18 protein-coding genes are annotated in these 23,071 nt (G+C 59.4%); 13 read left to right on the forward strand and 5 right to left on the reverse strand.

What is annotated here, in order from left to right:
* Positions 1-5: 5 nt before the first annotated feature.
* The 12 genes from G5315_RS16075 to accA all read left to right on the forward strand — a co-directional run bounded on the left by G5315_RS16075 (position 6) and on the right by accA (position 15,271).
* Positions 6-863: a phosphatidate cytidylyltransferase gene (locus G5315_RS16075; RefSeq protein WP_227341179.1), complete on the forward strand. Its 858-nt coding sequence runs from the start codon at positions 6-8 to the stop codon at positions 861-863.
* The gene (gene ispC / locus G5315_RS16080; RefSeq protein ID WP_005338569.1) at positions 863-2,059 is read left to right on the forward strand and encodes a 1-deoxy-D-xylulose-5-phosphate reductoisomerase; all 1,197 of its coding nucleotides are present in this window, start codon (positions 863-865) and stop codon (positions 2,057-2,059) included. The genes G5315_RS16075 and ispC overlap by 1 nt, the downstream gene beginning before the upstream one ends.
* Positions 2,059-3,411 (forward strand): sigma E protease regulator RseP, encoded by a 1,353-nt coding sequence (gene rseP, locus G5315_RS16085; protein WP_421333376.1) that lies wholly within the window; start codon positions 2,059-2,061, stop codon positions 3,409-3,411. Before ispC ends, rseP begins: the two co-directional genes overlap by 1 nt.
* Positions 3,412-3,445: 34 nt before the next feature.
* Positions 3,446-5,977: an outer membrane protein assembly factor BamA gene (bamA, locus tag G5315_RS16090; RefSeq protein WP_236562581.1), complete on the forward strand. Its 2,532-nt coding sequence runs from the start codon at positions 3,446-3,448 to the stop codon at positions 5,975-5,977.
* A gap of 149 nt (positions 5,978-6,126) precedes the next feature.
* A complete protein-coding gene (locus tag G5315_RS16095) occupies positions 6,127-6,639 on the forward strand; it encodes an OmpH family outer membrane protein (protein ID WP_005338563.1) in 513 nt (170 codons plus the stop codon).
* A 3-nt stretch (positions 6,640-6,642) separates the two neighbouring features.
* Entirely contained in the window at positions 6,643-7,662 is a 1,020-nt protein-coding gene (gene lpxD, locus G5315_RS16100) for a UDP-3-O-(3-hydroxymyristoyl)glucosamine N-acyltransferase (RefSeq protein WP_421333377.1), read from the forward strand.
* Between the two features lie 24 nt (positions 7,663-7,686).
* Positions 7,687-8,148 (forward strand): 3-hydroxyacyl-ACP dehydratase FabZ, encoded by a 462-nt coding sequence (gene fabZ / locus G5315_RS16105; protein ID WP_421333379.1) that lies wholly within the window; start codon positions 7,687-7,689, stop codon positions 8,146-8,148.
* A 5-nt stretch (positions 8,149-8,153) separates the two neighbouring features.
* A complete protein-coding gene (gene lpxA, locus G5315_RS16110) occupies positions 8,154-8,945 on the forward strand; it encodes an acyl-ACP--UDP-N-acetylglucosamine O-acyltransferase (RefSeq protein ID WP_005349773.1) in 792 nt (263 codons plus the stop codon).
* The gene (gene lpxB, locus G5315_RS16115; RefSeq protein WP_335864622.1) at positions 8,938-10,077 is read left to right on the forward strand and encodes a lipid-A-disaccharide synthase; all 1,140 of its coding nucleotides are present in this window, start codon (positions 8,938-8,940) and stop codon (positions 10,075-10,077) included. Before lpxA ends, lpxB begins: the two co-directional genes overlap by 8 nt.
* Positions 10,078-10,196: 119 nt before the next feature.
* A complete protein-coding gene (gene rnhB, locus G5315_RS16120) occupies positions 10,197-10,787 on the forward strand; it encodes a ribonuclease HII (RefSeq protein ID WP_150390376.1) in 591 nt (196 codons plus the stop codon).
* 38 nt (positions 10,788-10,825) lie between these two features.
* Positions 10,826-14,305, forward strand: a complete 3,480-nt coding sequence (gene dnaE / locus G5315_RS16125; RefSeq protein ID WP_421333381.1) for a DNA polymerase III subunit alpha — start codon at positions 10,826-10,828, stop codon at positions 14,303-14,305.
* A 15-nt stretch (positions 14,306-14,320) separates the two neighbouring features.
* A complete protein-coding gene (gene accA, locus G5315_RS16130; protein ID WP_005338549.1) occupies positions 14,321-15,271 on the forward strand; it encodes an acetyl-CoA carboxylase carboxyl transferase subunit alpha in 951 nt (316 codons plus the stop codon).
* Between the two features lie 314 nt (positions 15,272-15,585).
* Here the strand turns inward: accA and G5315_RS16135 are convergent, their stop codons facing one another.
* Positions 15,586-15,768, reverse strand: a complete 183-nt coding sequence (locus tag G5315_RS16135) for a DUF3545 family protein (protein WP_005338547.1) — start codon at positions 15,766-15,768, stop codon at positions 15,586-15,588.
* 160 nt (positions 15,769-15,928) lie between these two features.
* Complete coding sequence (gene tal / locus G5315_RS16140; protein ID WP_421333382.1) at positions 15,929-16,879, reverse strand: transaldolase; 951 nt, start codon at positions 16,877-16,879, stop codon at positions 15,929-15,931.
* A 701-nt stretch (positions 16,880-17,580) separates the two neighbouring features.
* Here tal and G5315_RS16145 point away from each other — a divergent pair.
* The gene (locus tag G5315_RS16145; protein ID WP_042055130.1) at positions 17,581-19,011 is read left to right on the forward strand and encodes an alanine/glycine:cation symporter family protein; all 1,431 of its coding nucleotides are present in this window, start codon (positions 17,581-17,583) and stop codon (positions 19,009-19,011) included.
* Between the two features lie 62 nt (positions 19,012-19,073).
* On the opposite strand, the gene G5315_RS16150 is transcribed toward G5315_RS16145, so the two are convergent.
* The 3 genes from G5315_RS16150 to G5315_RS16160 are packed head-to-tail and all read right to left on the reverse strand — an operon-like array spanning position 19,074 to position 23,000.
* On the reverse strand, positions 19,074-21,089 hold the full coding sequence (locus G5315_RS16150) for a transglutaminaseTgpA domain-containing protein (RefSeq protein WP_421333384.1): 2,016 nt from the start codon (positions 21,087-21,089) through the stop codon (positions 19,074-19,076).
* Positions 21,076-22,071: a DUF58 domain-containing protein gene (locus G5315_RS16155; protein ID WP_421333386.1), complete on the reverse strand. Its 996-nt coding sequence runs from the start codon at positions 22,069-22,071 to the stop codon at positions 21,076-21,078. Before G5315_RS16155 ends, G5315_RS16150 begins: the two co-directional genes overlap by 14 nt.
* Complete coding sequence (locus G5315_RS16160) at positions 22,071-23,000, reverse strand: AAA family ATPase (RefSeq protein WP_421333388.1); 930 nt, start codon at positions 22,998-23,000, stop codon at positions 22,071-22,073. The genes G5315_RS16155 and G5315_RS16160 overlap by 1 nt, the downstream gene beginning before the upstream one ends.
* Between the last annotated feature and the right edge of the window lie 71 nt (positions 23,001-23,071).

A 23,071-nucleotide genomic window follows, 5' to 3' on the forward strand; every position in this document is an offset into this window, starting at 1 on the left:
TTCTTTTGCTAAAACAACGAATTATTACTGCTTTGATGTTGATCCCCCTGGTGTTGGGGGCGCTCTTCTTTCTGCCATTGAAATTTTTTGCCCTGTTGGCAGCGCTGGTGTTTTTGTTGGCCAGTCGCGAATGGAGTGGGTTTGTCTCTGCTGCTCCGCAGCAATGGTTACCCATCGTATTTTGTCTGTTGCTTGGTGCCAGCCTCTTTTGGCTGCCGGTGGAGCAACTCTGGACGCCTCACCTGCACCCCCTCGTGATGGGCGTGCTCTGGACCGCGGTAAGCTGGTGGTTGCTGGGTCTGCTGCTGGTGCTGCGTTATCCCCAAAGCGCCAAGCTGTGGAAAGAGTCTCTCTGGCTCAAGTCCCTGTTTGGTCTGGTGACCCTGGTTCCCTTCTTCTGGTCGCTGGTCGCCATCCGTGGTTACAACTTTTACCATGACCCCATGATGGGCGCCTGGATCCTGTTGTTCGTGATGGGACTGGTCTGGGCGGCAGATTCTGGCGCGTATTTTTTCGGCAAGGCGTTCGGTAAGCACAAGCTGGCACCGGCTGTGAGTCCGGGCAAAACCATCGAAGGGATGTGCGGCGGCCTCTTTACCGCCAGCCTGCTGGCCATCGGTGTCACCTGGTCGATGGGATTTGTTCCTGCCAAGATGATCACCGTGCTGTTTTGCTCTCTGCTGGCGGTGCTAGCCTCCGTACTCGGCGATCTGACCGAAAGCATGTTCAAGCGCGAGGCGGGCATCAAGGACTCCGGCACCCTGTTGCCGGGTCATGGCGGCATTCTCGACCGGATCGACAGCCTGACCGCCGCCCTGCCGGTGTTTCTGCTCAGTTATCTGCTACTCAGTCAGGAGTTTTGATGCACAAGTCACTGGTTATTCTGGGGGCCTCTGGCTCCATTGGTCAGAGTACCTTGAAAGTGCTGCGCCATAACCCGGGCAGTTGGCAAGTATTGGCGTTGACCGCCGCCCGCAACGTGGATGCCATGTTGCGGGACTGCCTCGAATTCTCCCCCCGTTTTGCCGTGATGGTCGATGAGGATGCCGCCCGTGAACTGGCTGCCCGTCTGAAAGCGCACGGCAGTGCGACCCGGGTCATGTCTGGTGCAGCAGCCCTCTGCGAGGTTGCCGCTCACCCCGACGCCCATAGCGTGATGGCCGCCATCGTCGGTGCGGCCGGACTGGCCCCGACCATGGCCGCGGTACGTGCCGGCAAGCGTATTTTGCTGGCCAACAAGGAGGCGCTGGTGATGTCCGGTGCTTTCTTCATGGAGGCCGTTCGCGAGCATGGTGCCGAGCTGCTGCCCATCGACAGCGAACACAATGCCATCTTCCAGTGTCTGCCGACTGCCGTGCAGCGCCAGCCCGGTTTTTGTGATCTGGCGGCGGCGGGGATCAGCAAGATTTTGCTGACCGGTTCTGGCGGCCCGTTCCGTTACACCGAGATCAGCGAGCTGGCCAAGGTGACGCCGGCGCAGGCTATCGCTCATCCCAACTGGTCGATGGGGGCCAAGATTTCGGTCGACTCCGCCACCATGATCAACAAAGGGCTGGAGTACATCGAGGCGCGCTGGTTGTTCAATGCGGCGCCCGAGCAGATCCAGGTGGTGATCCACCCGCAGTCGGTGATCCACTCCATGGTGCAGTACAAGGATGGCTCCGTGCTGGCTCAGCTTGGCAATCCGGATATGTGTACCCCCATTGCCCATGCGCTGGCTTATCCCAATCGCATCCCCTCCAGTGTGGAACCTTTGGATTTCTTCAGTGTCGGAGAGTTCAGCTTTATCCGGCCTGATTATGATCGCTACCCCTGTCTGGCGCTGGCCATCAATGCCTGCCAGAAGGGACAAGCGGCGACTACTGCGCTCAATGCGGCCAACGAGGAGGCGGTTGCCGCCTTCCTGGCCGGGCGCATCGGTTTTATGGATATTGCCCGGATCAACGAGGCAGTGATGCTGGCGCTGGAGAGCAGCGCCGTCGGCTCGCTCGATGATCTGTTTGCCCTTGACGGTGCGGCAAGAGCCCGTGCTCACACTTTGATTGAGGAGCTTGGCTGATGGGCGGTGTGTTGTGGAATATTGGTGCTTTTGTTGTTGCGCTAGGCCTGCTGGTCGCGGTGCACGAGTTTGGTCACTTCTGGGTGGCCCGTCGTTGTGGCGTCAAGGTTGAGCGCTTCTCTATCGGTTTTGGCAAGGCGATCTGGCGCCGGATGGGTAAAGATGGCACCGAATATGTGCTGGCGCTGATCCCGCTCGGTGGTTACGTCAAGATGCTCGATGGCCGGGTCGATGAACTCAAGCCCGGTGACGAGCAGTATGCCTTCAACCACAAGAGTGTCTGGGCGCGGATGGCGATTGTCGCCGCTGGTCCCATGGCCAACTTCGTCTTTGCCCTGTTTGCCCTCTGGCTGATGTTTATCATCGGGGTGCCGAGCGTCAAGCCGGTGATCGGTGAAGTGCGTCCGGCATCCATCGTGGCCGAGGCGGGTGTGCTGCCCGGGATGGAGATTGTCGGGGTCGGCGATGAGCTGACCGGTGACTGGGAGAGCGTCACCTACGCTCTTATCAGTCATCTGGGTGATGATGCAGTGACTCTCAAGGTGCAGGCACCCAATACCAGCTATGCCACCGATAAAACCTTGTCGCTGACCGGCTGGACCTTCGATCCGGATAAAGAGTCGCCTATCGGCAGCTTGGGGATCGTCCCCCTGAGTGGCAAAGTGCTGCCAGTCGTGGCTGCAGTGGTGGCCAAGAGTGCCAGTGAAAAGGCGGGGCTGCAGGTCGGTGACCGTATCAAACAGGTCGGCGATCAGCCTATTACCGCGTGGGCCCAGTTTGTCGAACTGGTGCAGCAGGCACCGGGCGAACCCCTGCAAGTGGTGGTTGAGCGCAACAACAGTGATCTCAACGTGACCCTGGCCCCGGATAGCCGCAAGGTGCAGGGCAAGCTGGTAGGATTCGTCGGTCTCTCACCGCAACTGGTTCCATTACCGGATGAATATCGAATTCTGTTACAGTATGGGCCTTTGCAGGCGCTGTGGCATGGCGCGGACAAGACTTGGAGCCTGATCACGCTCACCTTTGACATGATTGGCAAGTTGATCGGTGGCATCGTGTCGCTGGACAACCTGAGCGGCCCCATCTCCATTGCCAAGGGCGCCGGCAGCAGTGCCGACTATGGTCTGGTCTATTTCCTGAGTTTTCTGGCGCTGATCAGCGTCAACCTGGGGATTATCAATCTGTTCCCCCTGCCGGTGCTCGATGGTGGCCATCTGGTCTATTTCCTTATCGAAGCGGTCACCGGCAAGCCGGTATCAGAGAAAATACAGGAAGTGGGTTTCAGGATCGGTGCCGCCATTCTGATGTTATTGATGGGCATTGCGCTGTTTAACGATTTCGCTCGCCTCTGAGGCCAGAGCATCAACAAGGACACATAAGAACAAAATGGCTGTTAAAAAAGCATTGGTGTTGAGTTGCCTGCTGGGTGCCAGTTTCCTGGCCCAGGCGGCCCCTGCCTCTTTTGTGGTGCAAGATATCCAGGTCGAAGGTCTGCAACGGGTGACCCTGGGTGCCGCACTGTTGAACCTGCCGATCCGGGTCGGTGATACCGTCGACTCCGTGGCTCTGGCCAGCGCCATCAAAAAGCTCTATGCCTCGGGTAACTTCGAGGATGTGAAGGTTTACCGTGACGGCCAGGTGCTGCAGGTGATGGTCAAGGAGCGTCCGACCATCTCCAGTATCGAGTTTGCCGGCAACAAGGATATCAAAGAGGAGCAACTGACCCAGAGTCTGGAGTCCTCCGGCATCCGTGTGGGCGATCCGCTGGATCGCACCGTGCTCACCTCCCTCGAGAAGGGACTGGAAGATTTCTACTATGGCGTGGGTAAATACTCCGCCAAGGTCAAGGCCATCGTCACCCCGTTGCCGCGCAACCGGGTCGACCTCAAGTTCACCTTCGTGGAAGGGGAAGCGGCCAAGATCCAGCAGATCAACATCGTCGGTAACAGCGTCTTCCCGGAAGAGAAACTGATTGCCCAGCTCTCCCTGCGCGACGAAGTGCCCTGGTGGAACTTCACCGCCGATCAGCGCTATCAGAAACAGAAGCTGGCGGGTGATATCGAGACCCTGCGCTCCTACTACATGGATCGTGGCTATATCCGCTTCCAGCAGGAGTCTACCCAGGTCTCCATGACCCCCGACAAGAAGGGCGTTTACGTCACCCTCAACATCAAGGAAGGGGATCAGTACAAGGTCTCCGGTGTCCAGCTCAAGGGTGACCTGATCGACCGCGGTGGCGAGATGAAGGGATTGATCCCGATTGCTGCCGGCAGCACCTACTCTGCCAGTCAGGTGACTCATACCGAAGAGGTGCTCTCCAAGTTCCTCGGCCGTTACGGTTATGCCTATCCGAAAGTGGTCACCTTCCCGCAGGTCAATGACAAGACCAAGGAAGTTGAGCTGATCGTCAACGTTGAGCCGGGCCCTCGTGTCTATGTGCGCAACATCAACTTCAGCGGTAACGCAACCACCGAAGATCAGGTGTTGCGTCGCGAGATGCGCCAGATGGAAGGCACCTGGCTCTCCTCCGACAACATCGAGCAGTCCAAGAGCCGTCTCAACCGTCTCGGTTATTTCGAGAGTGTAGAAGTGGACACCAAGCGGGTGCCGGGCAACGATGACCTGGTTGACCTCGACTTCAAGGTCAAGGAGCAGCCAGCAGGCTCTATCAACGCCGGTATCGGTTACGGCACCGAATCGGGTCTGAGCCTGCAGGCGGGGATCTCCCAGGACAACTTTATGGGTACCGGTAAAAAGGTCTCCATCAACGCCAGCACCAACGACTACTCCAAGAACGTTGACCTGAGCTACAACGACCCCTATTTCACCGTGGATGGTGTCAGCCTGGGTGGTCGGGTCTACTACAACCAGTTCCGCGCCGATGATGCCGATATCGTTGATTACGAGAATGAAACCATCGGTTTCCGTCTCTCCAGCGGCTTCCCGGTCAACGAGTTCAACCGTCTCGACTTCAGTACTGGGATCGAGAGCACCAAGCTGAGCCGTCCGTCATTCAATGCCCAGAACTATCAGGAGTGTCTGAAGGACAATCCGGATACTGATGGTAATACCTACTGCTGGGATCAGTGGAATGATAACCGCCAGTCGGTACAGATGGATCAGTTCTGGAATGCTTACTCACAGGATGGTTCCAACCTCGATTTCGTGACCGTTGATGTCACCGCTGGCTGGACCCGCTCTACCCTGAACAAGGGGATGTTCCCGACTTCTGGCGATCGTCAGCGTATCAACGCCAAGGTGACCGTACCGGGCATGGAGCTGCAGTACTACAAGCTCTCAGCCGAGGATGCCCACTACTTCCCGCTCGATGCGGATCACAGCTGGGTAATGATCGGCAAGGGTCGTGTCTCCTACGGTAACGGCTATGGCGATGACTCCATGCTGCCGTTCTTCGAGAACTACTATGCGGGTGGTTTCGATACGGTGCGTGGCTTCAAGAGCAACACCATTGGTCCCAAGGCGATCTACAAGACCTACAACAAGCCGGGTGCTGGCAGTTGCACGGGTTCTCAGCCGTGTGAAACTGGTTACTACGAAGGTTCCGACACCTCGGTGGGCGGTAACGCTCTGGCCGTCGCTTCACTGGAGCTGGTCTTCCCGACCCCGTTCGTCTCCGAGACCTATCGTCCGCAGATCCGTTCCACCGTCTTTATGGACGCAGGTACCGTCTGGAGCACCGATTTTGCCAACGGAGCATATCCTTGCGCCGCCGGTTCTGATTGCAACTATCTGAGCCAGGACTACTCCAACCCGGGCAATATCCGGGTCTCTGCCGGTGTCTCCCTGCAGTGGCTCTCGCCGATGGGGCCGCTGGTGTTCGCCTTGGCCAAGCCGATCAAGAAATATGAAGGGGATCGCACCGAGTTCTTCTCCTTCAACATCGGTCGTACTTTCTAAGCAGAGTTTCGCCCCCACCCATGCGGTGGGGGTCTTCAATGATGGGACGCGCGGTATGCGTGCCTCACCAGGTAACAAGACGGTCCTAACGCCGCTTGCATAATCGGGTAAATCAGGTAGCCCTCGCCATGAGGGAACAAGGAGTAAGTGTGAATAAAGCGTTGAAAGTAGCTGGTTTGAGCTTTGCACTGATGGCTGCCGGCATGGGTTCTGCCTTCGCTGAGACCAAGATCGCCGTTGTTGATATGGGCGAAGTCTTCCAAAAGCTGCCCCAGCGTGAAGCCGTTGCAGCCAAGCTTAAAGGTGAATTCGAGCCGCGTATGCGTGAGCTGCAGAAGCTGGAACAGGAAGGCCAGAAGTTGGTCGAGAAGTTCCGCAAGGATGAAGCCTTCATGAGCGCCGAACAGAAGAAGCAGAACCAGGAGAAGCTGGCCAAGCTGCAGATGGAGTTCAACCAGAAGCGTCAAGCCTTTGAGCAGGACAACGGCCGCCGTCAGTCCGAAGAGCGCAACAAAATCCTGACCAAGGTTCAGGCTGCCATCGATTCCATCGCCAAGAGCAATGGTTACGATCTGGTGCTGGAGCGCAATGCCGCCCCGTATGCCGCCAGCAAGCTGGACATCTCCGGCCAGGTTATTTCTCAGGTAAGCAAGAGCAACTAATTGATGGCATTCACTCTCGCACAGCTGGCCCAGCAACTGGGGGCCCAGGTCCATGGCGACGGAACCCTGGAAATCCGCAAGGTAGCGACATTGGAAAAGGCCGGGGAGGGGGATATCACCTTCCTGTCCAACAAAAAGTACCGGCACTATCTGGAGCAGAGCAAGGCGACCGCCGTGCTCATTACCGAAGCGGATCTGCCATTTTGTCCCACCAATGCCCTGGTGCTCAAAGACCCCTATGTGGGCTTTGCCCGGGTAGCTCAACTGCTGGACACCACCCCGCAGCCGGCCACGGATATTCATCCGAGCGCCGTTATCGCGGCTGACGCGCAACTGGGCGAGAGAGTGGCCATCGGCGCCAATGCAGTGATCGAATCCGGCGTCGTGCTGGGTGACGATGTACGCATTGGCCCGGGCTGTTTTGTTGGCAAAAATACCCGGCTGGGAGCCCGCTCCCGGCTGTGGGCCAACGTCACCCTCTATCACAATGTGACCATGGGTACCGACTGTCTGGTTCAATCCGGCACAGTGATCGGGGCCGATGGTTTCGGTTACGCCAACGAGCGTGGCGAGTGGATCAAGATCCCCCAGCTCGGCGGCGTGACCATTGGCAACCGGGTCGAGATCGGTGCCTGTACCACCATTGACCGCGGTGCGCTGGAAGATACCCGCATCGCTGACAACGTCATCATCGACAACCAGTGCCAGATCGCTCACAACGTGGAGATCGGTTACGGCACCGCCGTGGCGGGCTCTACCGTGATGGCTGGTAGTCTCAAGGTCGGCAAATACTGTATCATTGGCGGCGCTTCCGTCTTTAACGGGCATATGGAGATCTGCGACCAGGCCACCGTTACCGGTATGGCCATGGTGATGCGACCCATTACCGAGCCCGGTGTCTACTCTTCCGGCATCCCTCTGCAAACCAATAAAGAGTGGCGCAAGACCGCCGCCCGGGTGATGCGTATCGAAGAGATGCACAAGCGGTTAAGCAAGCTTGAGAAGAAGCTGGATCAAGAATAATCACGATTGGTATAGGGTACTGTTTTGACTACTGAAAAGAAGAGCCTGGGTATCCAGGAAATCATGGATCTGCTGCCCCACCGTTATCCTTTCCTGATGGTGGATCGTGTAGACGACTACGAGATCAGCGATGAGCGTAAAACTCTGCGCGCCATCAAGAACGTCTCGTTCAACGAGCCGATCTTCCAGGGGCACTTCCCGGCCAAGCCGGTGTTCCCGGGCGTACTGATCCTGGAAGCGATGGCACAGGCCACCGGTATCCTGGCCTTTACCATGGTGGGCAAGCCGTCTCCCAACGAACTCTATTATTTTGCCTCAATCGACAACGCTCGCTTCAAGCGCCCGGTCGGCCCCGGTGACCGACTGGTGCTGGACGTGGAGTTCCTGAAAGAGCGTCGCGGTATTGCCAAGTTCACCGGTGTCGCCACCGTCGACGGTGAAGTGGTCTGTACCGCCGAGCTGATGTGCGCCAAACGCGAGGTTTAACACACGTGATCGACCAGACTGCCATCATTCACGATACTGCCATCGTCCATGAGTCTGCCGTGATCGGTAAAGGGGTTGAAATCGGCCCCTTTTCTGTCATCGGCGCCGAGGTGGAAATCGGTGACAACACCTGGGTAGGTTCCCATGTGGTGATCAAGGGCCCGACCAAGATTGGTTGCGGCAACAAGATCTTCCAGCACACCTCCATCGGTGAGGATTGCCAGGACAAGAAGTACGCCGGTGAGCGCACCTTCCTCGAGATTGGCGACAACAACGTCATTCGCGAGAACTGCACCTTCCACCGCGGCACCATTCAGGATCAATCCCTGACCAAGGTGGGCAGCGGCAACCTGTTCATGGTCAACGTTCATGTTGCCCACGACTGCATCATCGGTGACAACTGCATCTTCGCCAACAATGCGACCCTGGCGGGCCACGTGGTGATCGGTGACTTCGTGATCTTCGGTGGTCTCTCCGCCATTCACCAGTTCGGCCGCGTCGGTTCCCACGCCTTCGTCGGTGGCTGCGCCGCCCTGAACAAGGACGTGCCGCCTTACGTGATGGCTGCTGGCAACTACGCCAAGCCGTTCGGGGTCAACTCCGAAGGTCTGCGTCGCCGCGGTTTCAGCGCCGAGGCCATCTCCGCCGTCAAGCGTGCCTACAAAGAGATCTTCCGCTCCGGCAAGACCATCGAAGAGGTGCTGCCGGTGCTGATCGAGATGGCGCAAGCCGAGCCGGCCGTCCAACTCTATGTGGACTTCCTCAAAGATAACGAGCGCGGGATCATCCGTGCCTGATCCGGTTCGTATCGGTATCGTCGCCGGAGAGGTCTCCGGCGACATTCTGGCTGCCGGTCTGGTGCGCGAGCTGCAGGCCCGCTACCCGGATGCGCAGTTCGAAGGGATCGCCGGGCCGCGGATGCAGGCCCTCGGCGTCAAGGCCCTGTTCGAGATGGAAGAGCTCTCCGTCATGGGGATCACCGAGGTGCTGGGCCGTCTGCCGCGTATCCTCAAGGTTCGTCGCGAACTGTTGCGCCACTTTATTGCCAATCCGCCCGATATCTTCATCGGCGTGGATGCACCGGATTTCAATATCGGAGTGGAGCTGAAACTGCGCCGCGCCGGTATCAAGACGGTTCACTATGTCAGCCCCTCGGTGTGGGCCTGGCGCCAGAACCGCATTCACAAGATCAAGGCCGCTACCGACATGGTGCTCGCCTTCCTGCCGTTCGAGAAAGCCTTCTACGACCGCTTCGATGCCCCTTGCCGTTTTGTCGGTCACACCATGGCGGATGATATTCCGCTGGTGCCGGATCAGGCTGCCGTGCGTCGCAATCTCGGTATCGATGCCAATCGCCGCTGGCTGGCGGTGCTACCGGGCAGCCGCACCGCAGAAGTGGGCTTTATGTCTCCCCTGTTTCTCGAAGCGTGCAAACACCTGACGGTGCGCTATCCGGATCTCGGCTTCATCGTGCCGCTGGTCAACCAGAAACGGCGTGAGCAGTTTATGGCCATCAAGGCCGAGGTGGCACCGGATCTCGAGATGGTGTTGCTGGAAGGTCAGGGCCGCGAGGCGATGATCGCCGCCGACGTGGTGATGCTGGCCTCTGGCACCGCGGCGCTCGAAGCCATGCTGGTAAAAAAGCCGATGGTGGTGGGCTACAAGCTCAAGCCCTTCAGCTATTGGCTGGCCCAGCGACTGGTAAAGACCGAATTTGTCTCTCTGCCCAACCTGCTGGCCGGTCGCATGCTGGTGCCGGAACTCATCCAGCACGAGTGCACCCCGGAGAATCTGGTGGAAGAGGTGAGCAAGTACTTCGAGCACGACAACAGTGCGCTGGTCAACACCTTCACCGAGCTGCACCAGCTGATCCGCTGCAATGCCGACTCGCAGGCTGCCGATGCGGTGGCGGATCTGCTCGGCAGATAACGCTATTTCGGACCGTCGATTGCGCCGCGCAGCCCGTTAATCCGTTTTCCGAGTGGCGATGCCGCGCCAGTCGACCCCTGTCAGGCCCCACGGGGCCTGTTTTGATTCAAGGCTACAAGATGATGATCGATATTCCTGACGACAAGCTGGTTGCCGGTGTGGACGAAGTGGGCCGTGGCCCCCTGGTGGGTGACGTGGTCACCGCTGCGGTCATTCTCGATCCCGCCAATCCCATTGTCGGACTGGCTGACTCCAAGAAGCTCTCTGAGAAGAAGCGGCTGGCGCTGTTTGACGAGATCAAAGAGAAAGCGCTCGCCTGGGCCATCGGTCGCGCCAGCCCGGAGGAGATCGACGAGCTCAACATCCTGCATGCCACCATGCTGGCGATGCAGCGCGCCGTGGCGGGACTGAAGGTGACGCCCGAGCTGGTCTTTATCGATGGCAACCGTTGCCCGGCATTGCCGATGGAAGCGCGCGCCGTGGTCAAGGGCGATAGCCTGGTGGCCGCCATCAGCGCCGCCTCGATCCTCGCCAAGGTGACCCGCGATGCGGAGATGACCGAGCTGGACAGCCGTCATCCCGAGTACGGCTTTGCCCGCCACAAGGGTTATCCGACTGCGGAGCACCTCGCCATTCTGGCCGAGCGTGGCCCGTTGCCCGAATATCGCAAGAGCTTCAAGCCGGTGCGCCGCGCACTGGGGATCGAGTAGACCATGCCATTTAGTTTGAGCAGCGAGAGGAGATGACGATGGCTGACCCCCGTTTTATCCACCTGCGAGTCCACTCCGACTTCTCCATGGTCGATGGCCTGCAGAAGATTAATCCCATCGTCGGGGCGGCGGCGGCCAACAACATGCCGGCGCTGGCGCTGACCGATCAGATGAACATGTGCGGTCTGGTGCGCTTCTATGGCGCAGCCCACGGCAAGGGGATCAAACCCATCGTCGGTGCCGACTTCTGGGTGCAGAGCGATGAGCTCGGCGACGAGCAGTTCCGTCTCACCCTGCTCGCCATGGATAACGACGGCTACCAGAACATCACCCTGCTTATTTCCCGCGGTTACCAGCGCGGCCATGTGCAGGGGCGGCCGGTTATCGACAAGAGCTGGCTCGCCGAGCATGCCAAGGGGGTGATCGTCCTCTCCGGCGGCCGCGAGGGGGATGTGGGCAAGTTCCTGCTCAAGGGCAACCGGCAGATGACCGAGCAGTGTCTCGCCTTCTATCAGACCCACTTCCCCGATGCCTACTACCTCGAACTGCTGCGTACCGGTCGACCCGACGAAGAGGTCTACCTGCATATGGCGGTGGCCATCGCCACCGAGTTCGAGCTGCCGGTAGTCGCCACCAACGAGGTGGTGTTCCTCAACGCCGATGATTTCGACGCCCACGAGATCCGGGTCGCCATCCACGATGGCTATACCCTGATGGACAAACGCCGCCCCCGTCGCTACAGCCCCCAGCAGTACCTGCGCAGTCAGGAGGAGATGGCGGAGCTGTTTGCCGACATTCCCGAAGCGCTGGAAAACACGGTGGAGATCGCCAAGCGCTGCAACGTGACGGTGCGTCTCGGCGAGTACTTCCTGCCCAACTTCCCGACTGGCGACATGACCACCGAAGATTTTCTGGTGGCCAAGTCGAAAGAGGGTCTGGAGGAGCGTCTCGAGTTTCTGTTCCCGGATCCGCAAGTGCGTGCCGAGCGACGTCCCGAGTATGACGAGCGTCTCGATGTCGAGCTGAAAGTGATCAACCAGATGGGCTTCCCGGGTTACTTCCTCATCGTGATGGAGTTTATCCAGTGGTCCAAGGACAACGGCATCCCCGTTGGTCCGGGCCGGGGGTCGGGGGCAGGCTCTCTGGTGGCCTACGCCCTCAAGATCACCGACCTCGACCCGCTGGAATTTGACCTGCTGTTCGAACGTTTCCTGAACCCCGAGCGGGTATCCATGCCCGACTTCGACGTCGACTTCTGCATGGATCGACGGGATGAGGTGATCGAGCACGTTTCCGATATGTATGGTCGGGAGGCGGTCTCCCAGATCATCACCTTCGGCAGCATGGCGGCCAAGGCGGTGGTGCGGGACGTGGGCCGGGTGCTGGGCCACGCCTACGGCTTTGTGGATCGCATCTCCAAGCTCATTCCGCCGGATCCGGGCATGACGCTCGCCAAGGCGTTCGAGGCCGAGCCCAAGCTGCCCGAGCTCTACGAGCAGGATGAGGAGGTCAAAGACCTCATCGACATGGCTCGCCGTCTCGAAGGGGTGGTGCGCAACGCCGGTAAACACGCCGGTGGCGTAGTGATCGCGCCCACCAAGATCACCGACTTTGCGCCGCTCTACTGCGATGACGAAGGGCATCACCCGGTCACCCAGTTCGACAAGAACGACGTGGAGTACGCCGGTCTGGTGAAGTTCGACTTCCTGGGTCTGCGGACCCTCACCATCATCGACTGGGCGCTCGGCATGATAAACCCGCGTCTTGCCAAAGAGGGCAAGCCGCCGGTCGATATCGCCGCCATCCCCATCGATGACAAGAAGTCGTTTGACCTGCTGCAGCGCTACGAGACCACCGCGGTATTCCAGCTGGAATCCCGCGGCATGAAGGATCTCATCAAGCGGCTGCGCCCCGACTGCTTCGAAGACATGATCGCACTGGTGGCCCTGTTCCGACCGGGCCCGCTTCAGTCAGGCATGGTGGATAACTTCATCGACCGCAAACACGGCAATGAAGCGATCTCCTATCCGGACGAGAAGTGGCAGCACGAGAGCCTGAAACCGATTCTGGAACCTACCTACGGCATCATCCTCTATCAGGAGCAGGTGATGCAGATCGCCCAGACCCTGGCGGGTTATACCCTGGGTGGCGCGGACATGCTTCGCCGGGCGATGGGTAAGAAAAAGCCCGAGGAGATGGCCAAGCAGCGGGCCGGTTTCGAGGAGGGCGCCGTCAAGAATGGCGTCGACGGCGAACTGGCGATGAAGATCTTCGATCTGGTGGAGAAGTTTGCGGGCTACGGCTTCAACAAATCCCACTCCGCCGCCTATGCGCTGGTCTCCTACCAGACCCTCTGGCTCAAGACCCACTTCCCGGCCGAGTTCATGGCGGCGGTCATGACCGCCGATATGGACAACACCGACAAGATCGTGACCCTGGTGGATGAGTGCCAGCGGATGGGGCTGACCGTGATCCCGCCGGATGTGAACACCGGTCGCTATCGCTTCTCGGTCAACGAAGATGGCCATATCGTCTACGGGATCGGGGCGGTGAAAGGGGTCGGTGAAGGCCCCATCGATGCGATCTTGAGCGCCCGGGATCAGGACGGCCCGTTCCGAGATCTGTTCGACTTCTGTAACCGGGTCGACATCAAGAAGCTCAACAAGCGGGTGATGGAGAAGCTCATCCTCTCCGGCGCCATGGATCGGCTCGGCCCGCACCGCGCCGCCCTGATGGCGACCCTGGAGGAGGCGATGCGTGCCGCCGAGCAGCACGCCAAGGCGCAGGCGGTGGGGCAGGTCGACATGTTCGGCGTGCTCACCGAAGAGATTGACGACGTCAAGAAGGCGTTTGCCAACGTGCCGCACTGGCCTGACAAGGTGTGGTTGGAAGGGGAGCGCGAGACCCTCGGGCTCTATCTCACCGGCCACCCCATCAACCAGTACAGCAGCGAATTGCGTCGTTATACCTCGGGTCGCCTGTGCGATCTGCATCCCACCTCCCGCGATACCGTAACCACGGCGGCGGGGCTGGTGATTGCGGCCCGCAGCATGGTGACCAAGCGTGGCAACAAGATGGGGATCTTCACCCTGGACGACCGTTCCGGTCGCCTCGATGTGACCCTGTTCAGTGAAGCGCTGGAAAAATATGAAGAATTGATGCAAAAAGACCGCATTTTGGTGGTTTCTGGACAGGTCAGCTTTGATGACTTCTCCGGTGGCCTTAAAATGTCGGCTCGAGAATTACTGGATATCAACGATGCGAGGGAGCGTTTTGCCAGAGCAATCCGCATCTCCCTCGATGAACAGCGGATTGATGATCGCTTTTTCCCGCGTTTGTGCGAGATTTTGGAGCCCGCCCGTGCCGGAGTCTGTCCGGTTCAGGTAAACTATCGTCGCCCCGGCTCCCGGGTGCGATTGACGCTCGGTACCGAGTGGCGGGTGACGCCCACCGATCAACTGATAGATGACTTGCGAGTCCTGCTTGGACGAGAGCGGGTTGAATTGGTTTTTGATTAGAGGTTCTAAGGCCCTATGAGTCTTTTTCTGGATTTTGAACAGCCGATTGCCGAGTTGCAGGCGCAGATTGATGAACTCAAACATGTGAGTGAAGGCAATCACGCCGTGGATCTGAAAGACGAGATCCGCCGGCTGGAGAAGAAAAACGAAGAGCTGACCAAGAAGATCTTCGGTGATCTGGGTGCCTGGCAGGTATCCCAGATGGCGCGTCATCCCCAGCGCCCCTACACCTTTGACTATATCGAGCATATCTTCACCGATTTCGACGAGTTGGCTGGCGATCGCGCCTATGCCGATGACAAGGCTATCGTCGGCGGCATCGCCCGTCTCGACGGTGAGCCGGTGATGGTGATTGGTCACCAGAAGGGTCGCGAGACCAAAGAGAAGATCAAGCGTAACTTCGGCATGCCGCGTCCGGAAGGATACCGCAAGGCCCTGCGTCTGATGGAGATGGCCGAGCGCTTCAAGATGCCGATCATCACCTTTATCGATACCCCGGGCGCTTACCCCGGCGTCGGTGCCGAAGAGCGTGGTCAGTCCGAGGCGATTGCCCGCAACCTGAAAGTGATGGCCGGTCTGACCGTGCCGGTGGTCTGCACCGTGATCGGTGAGGGCGGTTCAGGTGGTGCACTGGCAATCGGCGTGGGCGATCGCGTCAACATGCTGCAGTACTCCACCTACTCCGTCATCTCGCCGGAAGGGTGTGCCTCCATCCTGTGGAAGAGTGCCGACAAGGCCTCTGTGGCTGCCGAAGCGATGGGTATCACAGCCCAGCGTCTGAAGGAGCTCAAGCTGATCGACCATGTGATCGACGAGCCCCTCGGCGGTGCCCACCGCGATGTGGAGAAGATGGCCAAAAACCTCAAGGCTCGCATCAAGCAGGATCTGGACGCCCTGCGTCCGCTCGATACCGAGCAACTGCTGGAGCAACGCTACCAGCGTCTGCTGGGCTACGGTTACTGCTAAGCGCAGCTGTCACCCCCGAGTATTCAGGCCCCCGTCATTGACGGGGGCTTTTTATTGCGGTTGATCTGTCATTCAGGTGAGTGCCCCAACGTGCCCTGAAACGGCGCTGCTCACTCTTCGCGGGTGAGGGGCAGGGTTGGTATGCCATGCCGTTGGTGAGGGCTGTCAGGGACTGTGGCAACCCGTTGTCTGTCGCCTGCCCGCTGCATCCTGTGGCATCGCTGGCGATGGCACGACAAGCCGCTTGATCATCTGATTGCGGCATAAAAAAGCGCCCCGACTATGCGGAGCGCTTTTACAGGTGTCTGGCGGTATTACAGTTCAATCTCGTCTGTAAGACCTTCATAGGCGATATCGATGGATTGCAGCTCCTTCTGCAGGCGATGTTTGTCTTTCAACGCCTCGATTTCACGCCATTTACGTTTTTTTCCCGTTGTCCCGCGGCTACGCGAACCGAGTTCAACCACCTCGTCATAATCGAAGTTGAACATTTCCATGGCTCCCTCCTTGGTTTTTATCGTTTTCACCACCCGTATAACATAACGAATCTGAAATTAAAACGTTTTCGTGACGACTCTATGACAGCGCTAAAAAAGCCCATGAAAAAAAACCGGGCCCCTTGGTAGGGGCCCGGTTTTTATCAGAAAAAAGAACCGATTACAGGCGGCTTGCCAGCATGGTTTCCAGCTTGCCCTGGTCGATGGCGAACATGCGGATGCCTTCGCCCAGCTTCTCGTGAGCCATGGCGTCCTGGTTCAGTTCCCAGCGGAATTCGGCTTCGGTCATCGGAGTCGGTTTGGCCTTGCGCTCACCGGCGTAGTCCAGTTTGCGTACCACGGCCCCTTCGGCCTTGCTCAGCTCTTCCAGCAGGGCCGGGCCAATGGTCAGGCGGTCGCAACCGGCCAGTTCCAGGATCTCGCCGGTGTTGCGGAAGCTGGCGCCCATCACCACGGTCGGATAGTCGTGCTGCTTGTAGTAGTTGTAGATGGAGGTGACAGAGACTACGCCCGGATCTTCGCTGGCGGTGTAGTCACGGTTGTGCTTGGCCTTGTACCAGTCGAGGATGCGGCCTACGAACGGGGAGATCAGGAAGGCACCGGCTTCGGCACAGGCACGGGCCTGGGCGAAGGAGAACAGCAGGGTCAGGTTGCACTGGATACCCTCTTTCTCCAGTACTTCAGCGGCACGGATCCCTTCCCAGGTGGAGGCCAGCTTGATCAGAATGCGGTCGTTGCTGATGCCGGCTTCGTTGTAAAGACGGATCAGTTTGCGGGCCTTAGCGATGCTGGCTTCGGTATCGAAGGAGAGACGGGCATCCACTTCGGTAGAGATGCGGCCAGGAACGATCTTCAGCACTTCCAGACCGATGTTGACGGCCAGCTTGTCGCCCGCGTCGATGATTTGCTGTGCCTTGTCCTGGCTCTGGGCTTTGGCCCACTTGATGGCGTCTTCGATCAGCGGAGCGTACTCGGGGATCTCGGAGGCCTTCAGAACCAGAGAGGGGTTGGTGGTGGCATCGATGGGCTGATAGCGTTTGATGGCTTCGATATCACCGGTGTCGGCAACAACAGTGGTCAGGGCTTTCAGCTGGGTTAATTTATCGGCCATAGCGAATATCATCTCTTAATGAGGGAGTAATCCCTGGGTTGCGGGCTTGAGACGGTGGTTCTGAAATAAAATTACAGGATCTTGGTGCCTCAGGCTCAGAAAAGCGCGATGGGGGCGGCCCATCGTCATTGCCTGCCTAATTAATACTGATGTGGTGCATCCTGCAATAGGGGCGCTTGGTTGTTAAACATTCAAGCTGTTGAGTTATCCCGTTTTATGGCTTGAAACTATATGATTAGTAAGGTTTTTTACATTTCCTTCTGACCTCGATCCAGTTTGCTGTCAGCTGAACTTTTTTAGCCAATATCCATATTTGTGTCGTCGATCACATAAATTATCTCACTACGTACTTGAAATTTAATTACAGCGAAAACGTTTGGCGAAATGTCTCCGTTTGAAAGCCATTTCATGCAAGCGTTTGCGTTTTCGCATAGCTCATCAGGGATATATCAAAATGGTTCTCTTATGGGGCTTAATGGTGGCCTGTCTGATTGAATTATTGAGTTTGTTGAAAGTTTGCGATTTAAATGGAGCTTTATGGGCTTTTACCGTTCGTTTTTTGTGTCTCGCGTGACCGGGATCACTATTCCGGGCTCTCCCGCTGTGCTAGATTCCGCCCCTTTAGCGAAACGCTAATTAAACGACAGACAGAAAACGGTCAGCGCAGACTGGCCATGGATGTGAATAACAACGAGAGAATTATGGACACCTTGATTGCGATGCTAAACGACCTGATGTGGGGAGCCGTGCTCATCTACCTGCTCATCGGGGTCGGTATCTTTTTCACCTTCCGCCTGGGTTTTATCCAGATCCGTCACTTTGGCCACATGTTTTCCGTGCTGAAAAACAGTCGTAAATCGGACAACGCGGGCATCTCCTCTTTCCAGGCCCTCTGTACCAGCCTTGCCGCCCGTGTCGGTACCGGCAACCTGGCCGGTGTGGCAGTCGCCATCTATCTGGGTGGCCCCGGCGCCATCTTCTGGATGTGGCTGATTGCCTTTATCGGCATGGCGACCGCCTTCGTTGAAAGCACCCTGGCCCAGCTCTACAAGGTCAAGGATGAGGATGGCAACTACCGTGGTGGCCCGGCCTACTACATGGAGAAAGGCCTTGGCATGCGCTGGATGGGGGTGGTCTTCTCGCTCTGCCTGATCCTGGCATTTGGCCTGGTGTTCAACGCGGTGCAGGCCAACTCCATCAGTCTGGCGATGAAGGTGGCGTTTGGCATTCCTGACTGGGTCAGCGGTCTGGCGCTGGTGGCGCTCTCCGGCCTGATTATCTTTGGCGGCATTCGTGGCATTGCCCGTTTTGCCGAGCTGGTGGTGCCCTTTATGGCGCTGGCCTACATCCTGCTGGCGCTGGTGATCGTGGCGATGAACATCACCGAGTTGCCCCATGTCTTCATGCTGATCATCAAGTCCGCCTTCGGGATTGAGCAGGCTGGCTCGGGTGCGCTGGGTTATGCCATCTCCCAGGCGATGATCAACGGCATCAAGCGTGGTCTCTTCTCCAACGAAGCGGGCATGGGCTCTGCGCCCAACGCTGCAGCGACTGCCACTCCCTATCCGCCGCACCCGGCCTCCCAGGGTTATGTGCAGATGCTGGGGGTCTTTATGGATACCATCGTCATCTGCAGCTGTACCGCCGCCATCATCCTGATGTCAGGTCAGTTTGAGCCGGGCTCCGGCGTGACCGGTGTCGAGCTGACCCAGCGGGCGCTCTCTTCCCAGATTGGCAGCGGTGGCAACATCTTTATCGCGGCGGCCATCTTCTTCTTCGCCTTCACCTCTATCGTGGCGAACTACTCCTATGCCGAAACGAATCTGGTGTTCCTCGAGCACAACCACAAGGGCGGCCTGATGCTGTTCCGGATGTTTGTGCTGGGCATGGTGATGTTCGGCTCTGTGGGCGAGTTGCCGACCGTCTGGGCAATGGCTGATGTCTCCATGGGGTTGATGGCCATCGTCAACCTGGTGGCTATCCTGCTGCTCTCCGGCGTCGCCATCAAGCTGGCCAAGGATTACAACGACCAGCTCAGGCTGGGCAAGGTGCCCACCTTTGATGCCAACAAGTACCCCGAGATCCGCTCCCAGCTGGAAGAGGGGATCTGGGACAATCCGACCAAAAAATAACAAGCGGTGAGTCAAACCTCTTGATTAAAACCTGAAGGGGGAGCCGGTGGCTCCCCCTTCTTTTATGAGCCGCTCTTCGGCGGCTGATCCCAGCGCTGGGCGAGCTGTCTGATACGCCGTTGCAACTGGCGCCAGCAGCGCCCTTGTTGCCGGTCGTTGAGGAGGGCATAACGCCAGCGGCGATAGAGCCACGCACTCTTTAGCAGGGGATGGGCAAGGTCGGGGCGCAGCCGCGCCAGCCGCTCGCACCATGCTCCCATGCTCTCGGCAGGCTCTGGGGAATAGCCGCTGCGTTTGCCCCGTTTGAGCAGGGGTTGCCAGATGCGCCGCTCTGGCGGCAGACGGGCGGGCAACAGCAGGGGCAAGCTCACCAGCAGGGCGACCAGCATCAGGCTGGCGAGGATCAACCAGGGAGTGTATCCCGCCAGTGCAGGCCAGCGCAGACCGATTTGCTGCCAGAGCTGGCCCGCATCGTAACCAATCACCCAGCGACTCCACTGGTAGTCGATATTGTTGCCCCACCAGCGCAGCTGATTGAGCAGGGCCCAGTTGCGATAACGCTGCAGAGCAAGCGGGTCGGCGGCGGTAAACTCGTCGCTCAGGGCCTCCCTCACGCCGCCTTCAATGCGCTCCGGTGCCACTGCCGCAGTGGGGTCGATTCGCCGCCATGTTCCTCCTTCATCGAGATACTCCACCCAGGCGTGAGCATCGAACTGGTGTACCGCCAGATAGTTGCCCGTGGGATTCCACTCGCCGCCGAGATAACCGGTGACCAGCCGTGCCGGAATACCGGCGGCGCGCAGCACGAAAGCGGTCGCCATGGCGTAGTGGCCGCAAAAGCCGCGCCGAGTATCGAACAGGAACTCATCCACCCCGTCACCGCCAAGTCGTGGCGGTGTCAGGGTGTAGTAATAGGATTGGCTGCGAAACTGCGCTAGCAGGGCGGCGACCAGCTCTGCGCGATCCGGATAGCGCACAGCCAGCACTTGGCCATGGACGCGCGCTCTCGGGTTGCCTCCGGCTGGCAGTTGCAGGTTGCGCTGAGCGGCTTGGTGGTCGTCCTCGATCTGTGCTTCGCCGCGGCCAATGCGATAGCGGATTGCCACCTCGCCGCTCCCCTGCCGATAGAGGGTGTGAATGGGGGTGAGCAGCACTGGTCCAGTCAGAATAGTCGGTTCACTTTGGGCAAAGGCCCAGCGGTGGCGCTGGGGCTCGGCGATCACCTCGTAGCTCCCGGCGGGTAATGGACTATCTGCCAGCTGATTGCTTGCCCGTGAAGATGATGCCAGAAGGGTCAGCCCGGTCTGCACCTGCACTGTCTGCTGCCATGCTTTGACCTCGGGGCTCAGCAACCAGCGCTGACCATCGAAAACTTCTTGGCGCATCACCGGAAAATAGCGCTCGCGGACAGGGGGCGGGCCATCGGCAAAGCTGACCCGAAACGCCAGTTCCGAGGAGTTGACCAGTTCGCTGATATCGCCGGGGGCCAGCTCTTCCGAGAGGCCGGACAGGGCACGGCTGGTGGTGGGCATCTGCCAGAGGGGCGGCAGCCTTGGCAGTAGTATAAACAGGGTGATAAGCAAGGGCAGCGCCAGCAGCAGGGCGCTCCCCGCACTGCGCCAAGGCCGTTTCTGCTCGGGGACGACGGCGGTCACCAGCGCGGTCACTGCCAGCCAGAGTGCCACTGCCATCCCGGCTGTCCAGCCGATGCTTTGGCGTTGTACCAGCGCCAGCGCGATGAGGAAGAAGGCGAGCAGCAGCACCTGCTCGATATCCCGCTCGCGCCGTACCTCGATCATCTTGAGGCTATAGCCGAGCCAGAGCAGATTGATCAGGGCGGGCAGGGTGCCCAATGTGCGCCACTGCAACCCCAGCAACACCACGGTTGTGATGGCCAGCAGCGCCAACCAGCGGGCAGGCAGGGGCGGCAAGCCGCGCCACAGCATCATGGCCCGGACGCCGAGAGTGATGGCGCCCACTGCCACTACCCAGAGTTGCAACTGGGGCCAGAGCGCCGCGACCAGCAGCAGCTGTTGCAGGGCGATGAGTGGCAGCAGGCGGCGGTTATCGAGCAGCATCTGGCGTGATCTTCGGTGGTGTTGCATCGAATTGGGCCAGTGCCAGCAGGCAGCGCTGCACAGAGGCGGCGCCGCTATCGGGCCCCAGCGTCTGGTTTGCCAGTGTCAGGGTAAAGGGGATGCCCCGCTTGCCGTAATCGGCGCACCACCAGGCCAGCACCGCCAGCCGCTGCTCCAGATCCCCGCCCGCGACCCGCTGCAAGGTGAGGTGAGTCTCATCCTGCTGCGGTTCATGGAACTGCTTGGTCAGCAGGCCGCGCCCTTGGGCAAGTTGCTTCCAGGCGACCCGGCTCAGTGGTTCACCAGCCTGATGTATCCGCAGAGAGTCAAAGTCACCGAGAGTGGCCGGAGCGGGCTGGCCCTGATGCCCCTCGCGTTCGGTCGCATGTTCCCCTCTTAGCGCCCCGAACGCCGGTTTGGGGGCGAGCCAGCCCTCCAACTGCAAGTCCAGCAGGGACCAGCAGCGAAACAGGCCGAGAGGGTAGCGGCTCTCGACCCGCAATCGACCAAGGTGCAGTGGCCCACGGCGCGAGCCCGATACTGGCAGGATAACTGTGCTGGGCACAGCGTCGGCCTGTGCCAGCCAGAGGGTGCCTTCGTTGAGGCTAAACCGGAGCGCCTGCACCGGGCGAGGGCTCTGCACCAAGATACGGATAGGTAGCTGGCTACCCGCTTCCCCCAGTATCAGCGGGCCACCCAGCAGTTCCAGCCCCAGCAGGTTGCGGTGGGTGAGCCACATGGCGGCCATAAACAGGCTGCCGAGGCAGTAGGCCACCAGCAGCACCAGATTGTTCTGGTAGTTGGTGCCGAGCAGATAGATGGCGAGCAGCACCAGCAGATAGAGCAGCCCCATGCGGGTAGGGAGAATAAAGAGGCTGCGGGTACCCAGCGTGATCTGGCGGGCCGGGGGAATGCGGCGGTCGAGCCAGCGTCGCTGCCAGCGGGCTCGCCACTGCTGCCAACGGTTTAGCAATTTGCTCATCAGGGATTGTCCGGATCGACCCTGGCCAGTAACCGCTGGCTCAGGGGACAGGCTTCGCCGTGCTGCACGCCAAAGCTGCCCCGCAGTCGATGCTCGGCCACATAGGGGAAGACTGCCTGTACATCCTCCACCGTGACAAAGCGCCGCCCCGCCACCAGCGCCCAGGCCCGGCTCACCGCCAGCAAGGTCTGGGCTGCCCGGGGGGAGAGGGGCTGTGGCAGATCCCCATCAAAGCGGCTCTGGTGCACCAGCGCCAGCAGGTAGTCGAGGGTGGCATCGGAAACATGGATAGCATCACCTTCCGCTTGCAGGGCAGTCAGCTCGGCGGCATTCAGCATGGCGGGCAACGGGCCAGTCGGCTGGTTGCCCCGCAGTAGCTGGCGCTCCGCCTCTCGCGGCGGAAAACCCAGCGAGAGTCGCACGGCGAAGCGGTCGAGCTGGGATTCCGGCAGCGGATAGGTGCCCGCCTGATCCGCCGGATTCTGGGTGGCGATGACGAAAAACGGATCGGGGAGGGGATGCGTATTCCCCTCAATGCTCACCTTGCCCTCGGCCATCGCCTCCAGCAGGGCGCTCTGCACCTTGGGGCTGGCGCGGTTGATCTCGTCCGCAAGTAGCATCTGGGTGAAGATGGGGCCGGGGTGAAAGCGAAATGTTTGTTGCTGGGGGTCAAAAATCTGAAGCCCCAGCAGGTCGGCGGGGAGCAGATCGGCGGTGAACTGCATGCGCCTGCATGCCAGCCCCAGTACCTGTGCCAGCGCGTGGGCCAGGGTGGTCTTGCCCATACCGGGCAGATCCTCGATCAGCAGATGACCGCGCGCCAGCAGGGTCACCAGCGCGATTTTCAGTTGCAGCGGCTTGCCCAGAATGACTTGCTCCAGTGCCGCCAGCAGCCCGGCAATCTGCTCTTCTCTCTTCATTCCCTTCATACACATTCCCTGTATTGCGTCGCACCTACAGCTTATACGCCCGCAAGGGCCAAGGCGGATAACAGACGGGC

This window comes from Aeromonas sp. 603607 (assembly GCF_049171595.1).
Classification (GTDB): Bacteria; Pseudomonadota; Gammaproteobacteria; order Enterobacterales; family Aeromonadaceae; genus Aeromonas; species Aeromonas veronii.

Excerpts from the sequence above, each read along its gene's own strand:
- ispC (WP_005338569.1), top strand. The coding sequence starts at position 863 with ATGCACAAGTCACTGGTTATTCTGGGGGCCTCTGGCTCCATTGGTCAG.
- rseP (WP_421333376.1), top strand. The coding sequence starts at position 2,059 with ATGGGCGGTGTGTTGTGGAATATTGGTGCTTTTGTTGTTGCGCTAGGC.
- bamA (WP_236562581.1), top strand. The coding sequence starts at position 3,446 with ATGGCTGTTAAAAAAGCATTGGTGTTGAGTTGCCTGCTGGGTGCCAGT.
- lpxD (WP_421333377.1), top strand. The coding sequence starts at position 6,643 with ATGGCATTCACTCTCGCACAGCTGGCCCAGCAACTGGGGGCCCAGGTC.
- rnhB (WP_150390376.1), top strand. The coding sequence starts at position 10,197 with ATGATGATCGATATTCCTGACGACAAGCTGGTTGCCGGTGTGGACGAA.
- dnaE (WP_421333381.1), top strand. The coding sequence starts at position 10,826 with ATGGCTGACCCCCGTTTTATCCACCTGCGAGTCCACTCCGACTTCTCC.
- accA (WP_005338549.1), top strand. The coding sequence starts at position 14,321 with ATGAGTCTTTTTCTGGATTTTGAACAGCCGATTGCCGAGTTGCAGGCG.
- G5315_RS16135 (WP_005338547.1), bottom strand. The coding sequence starts at position 15,768 with ATGGAAATGTTCAACTTCGATTATGACGAGGTGGTTGAACTCGGTTCG.
- tal (WP_421333382.1), bottom strand. The coding sequence starts at position 16,879 with ATGGCCGATAAATTAACCCAGCTGAAAGCCCTGACCACTGTTGTTGCC.
- G5315_RS16145 (WP_042055130.1), top strand. The coding sequence starts at position 17,581 with ATGGACACCTTGATTGCGATGCTAAACGACCTGATGTGGGGAGCCGTG.
- G5315_RS16150 (WP_421333384.1), bottom strand. The coding sequence starts at position 21,089 with ATGCTGCTCGATAACCGCCGCCTGCTGCCACTCATCGCCCTGCAACAG.
- G5315_RS16155 (WP_421333386.1), bottom strand. The coding sequence starts at position 22,071 with ATGAGCAAATTGCTAAACCGTTGGCAGCAGTGGCGAGCCCGCTGGCAG.
- G5315_RS16160 (WP_421333388.1), bottom strand. The coding sequence starts at position 23,000 with ATGAAGGGAATGAAGAGAGAAGAGCAGATTGCCGGGCTGCTGGCGGCA.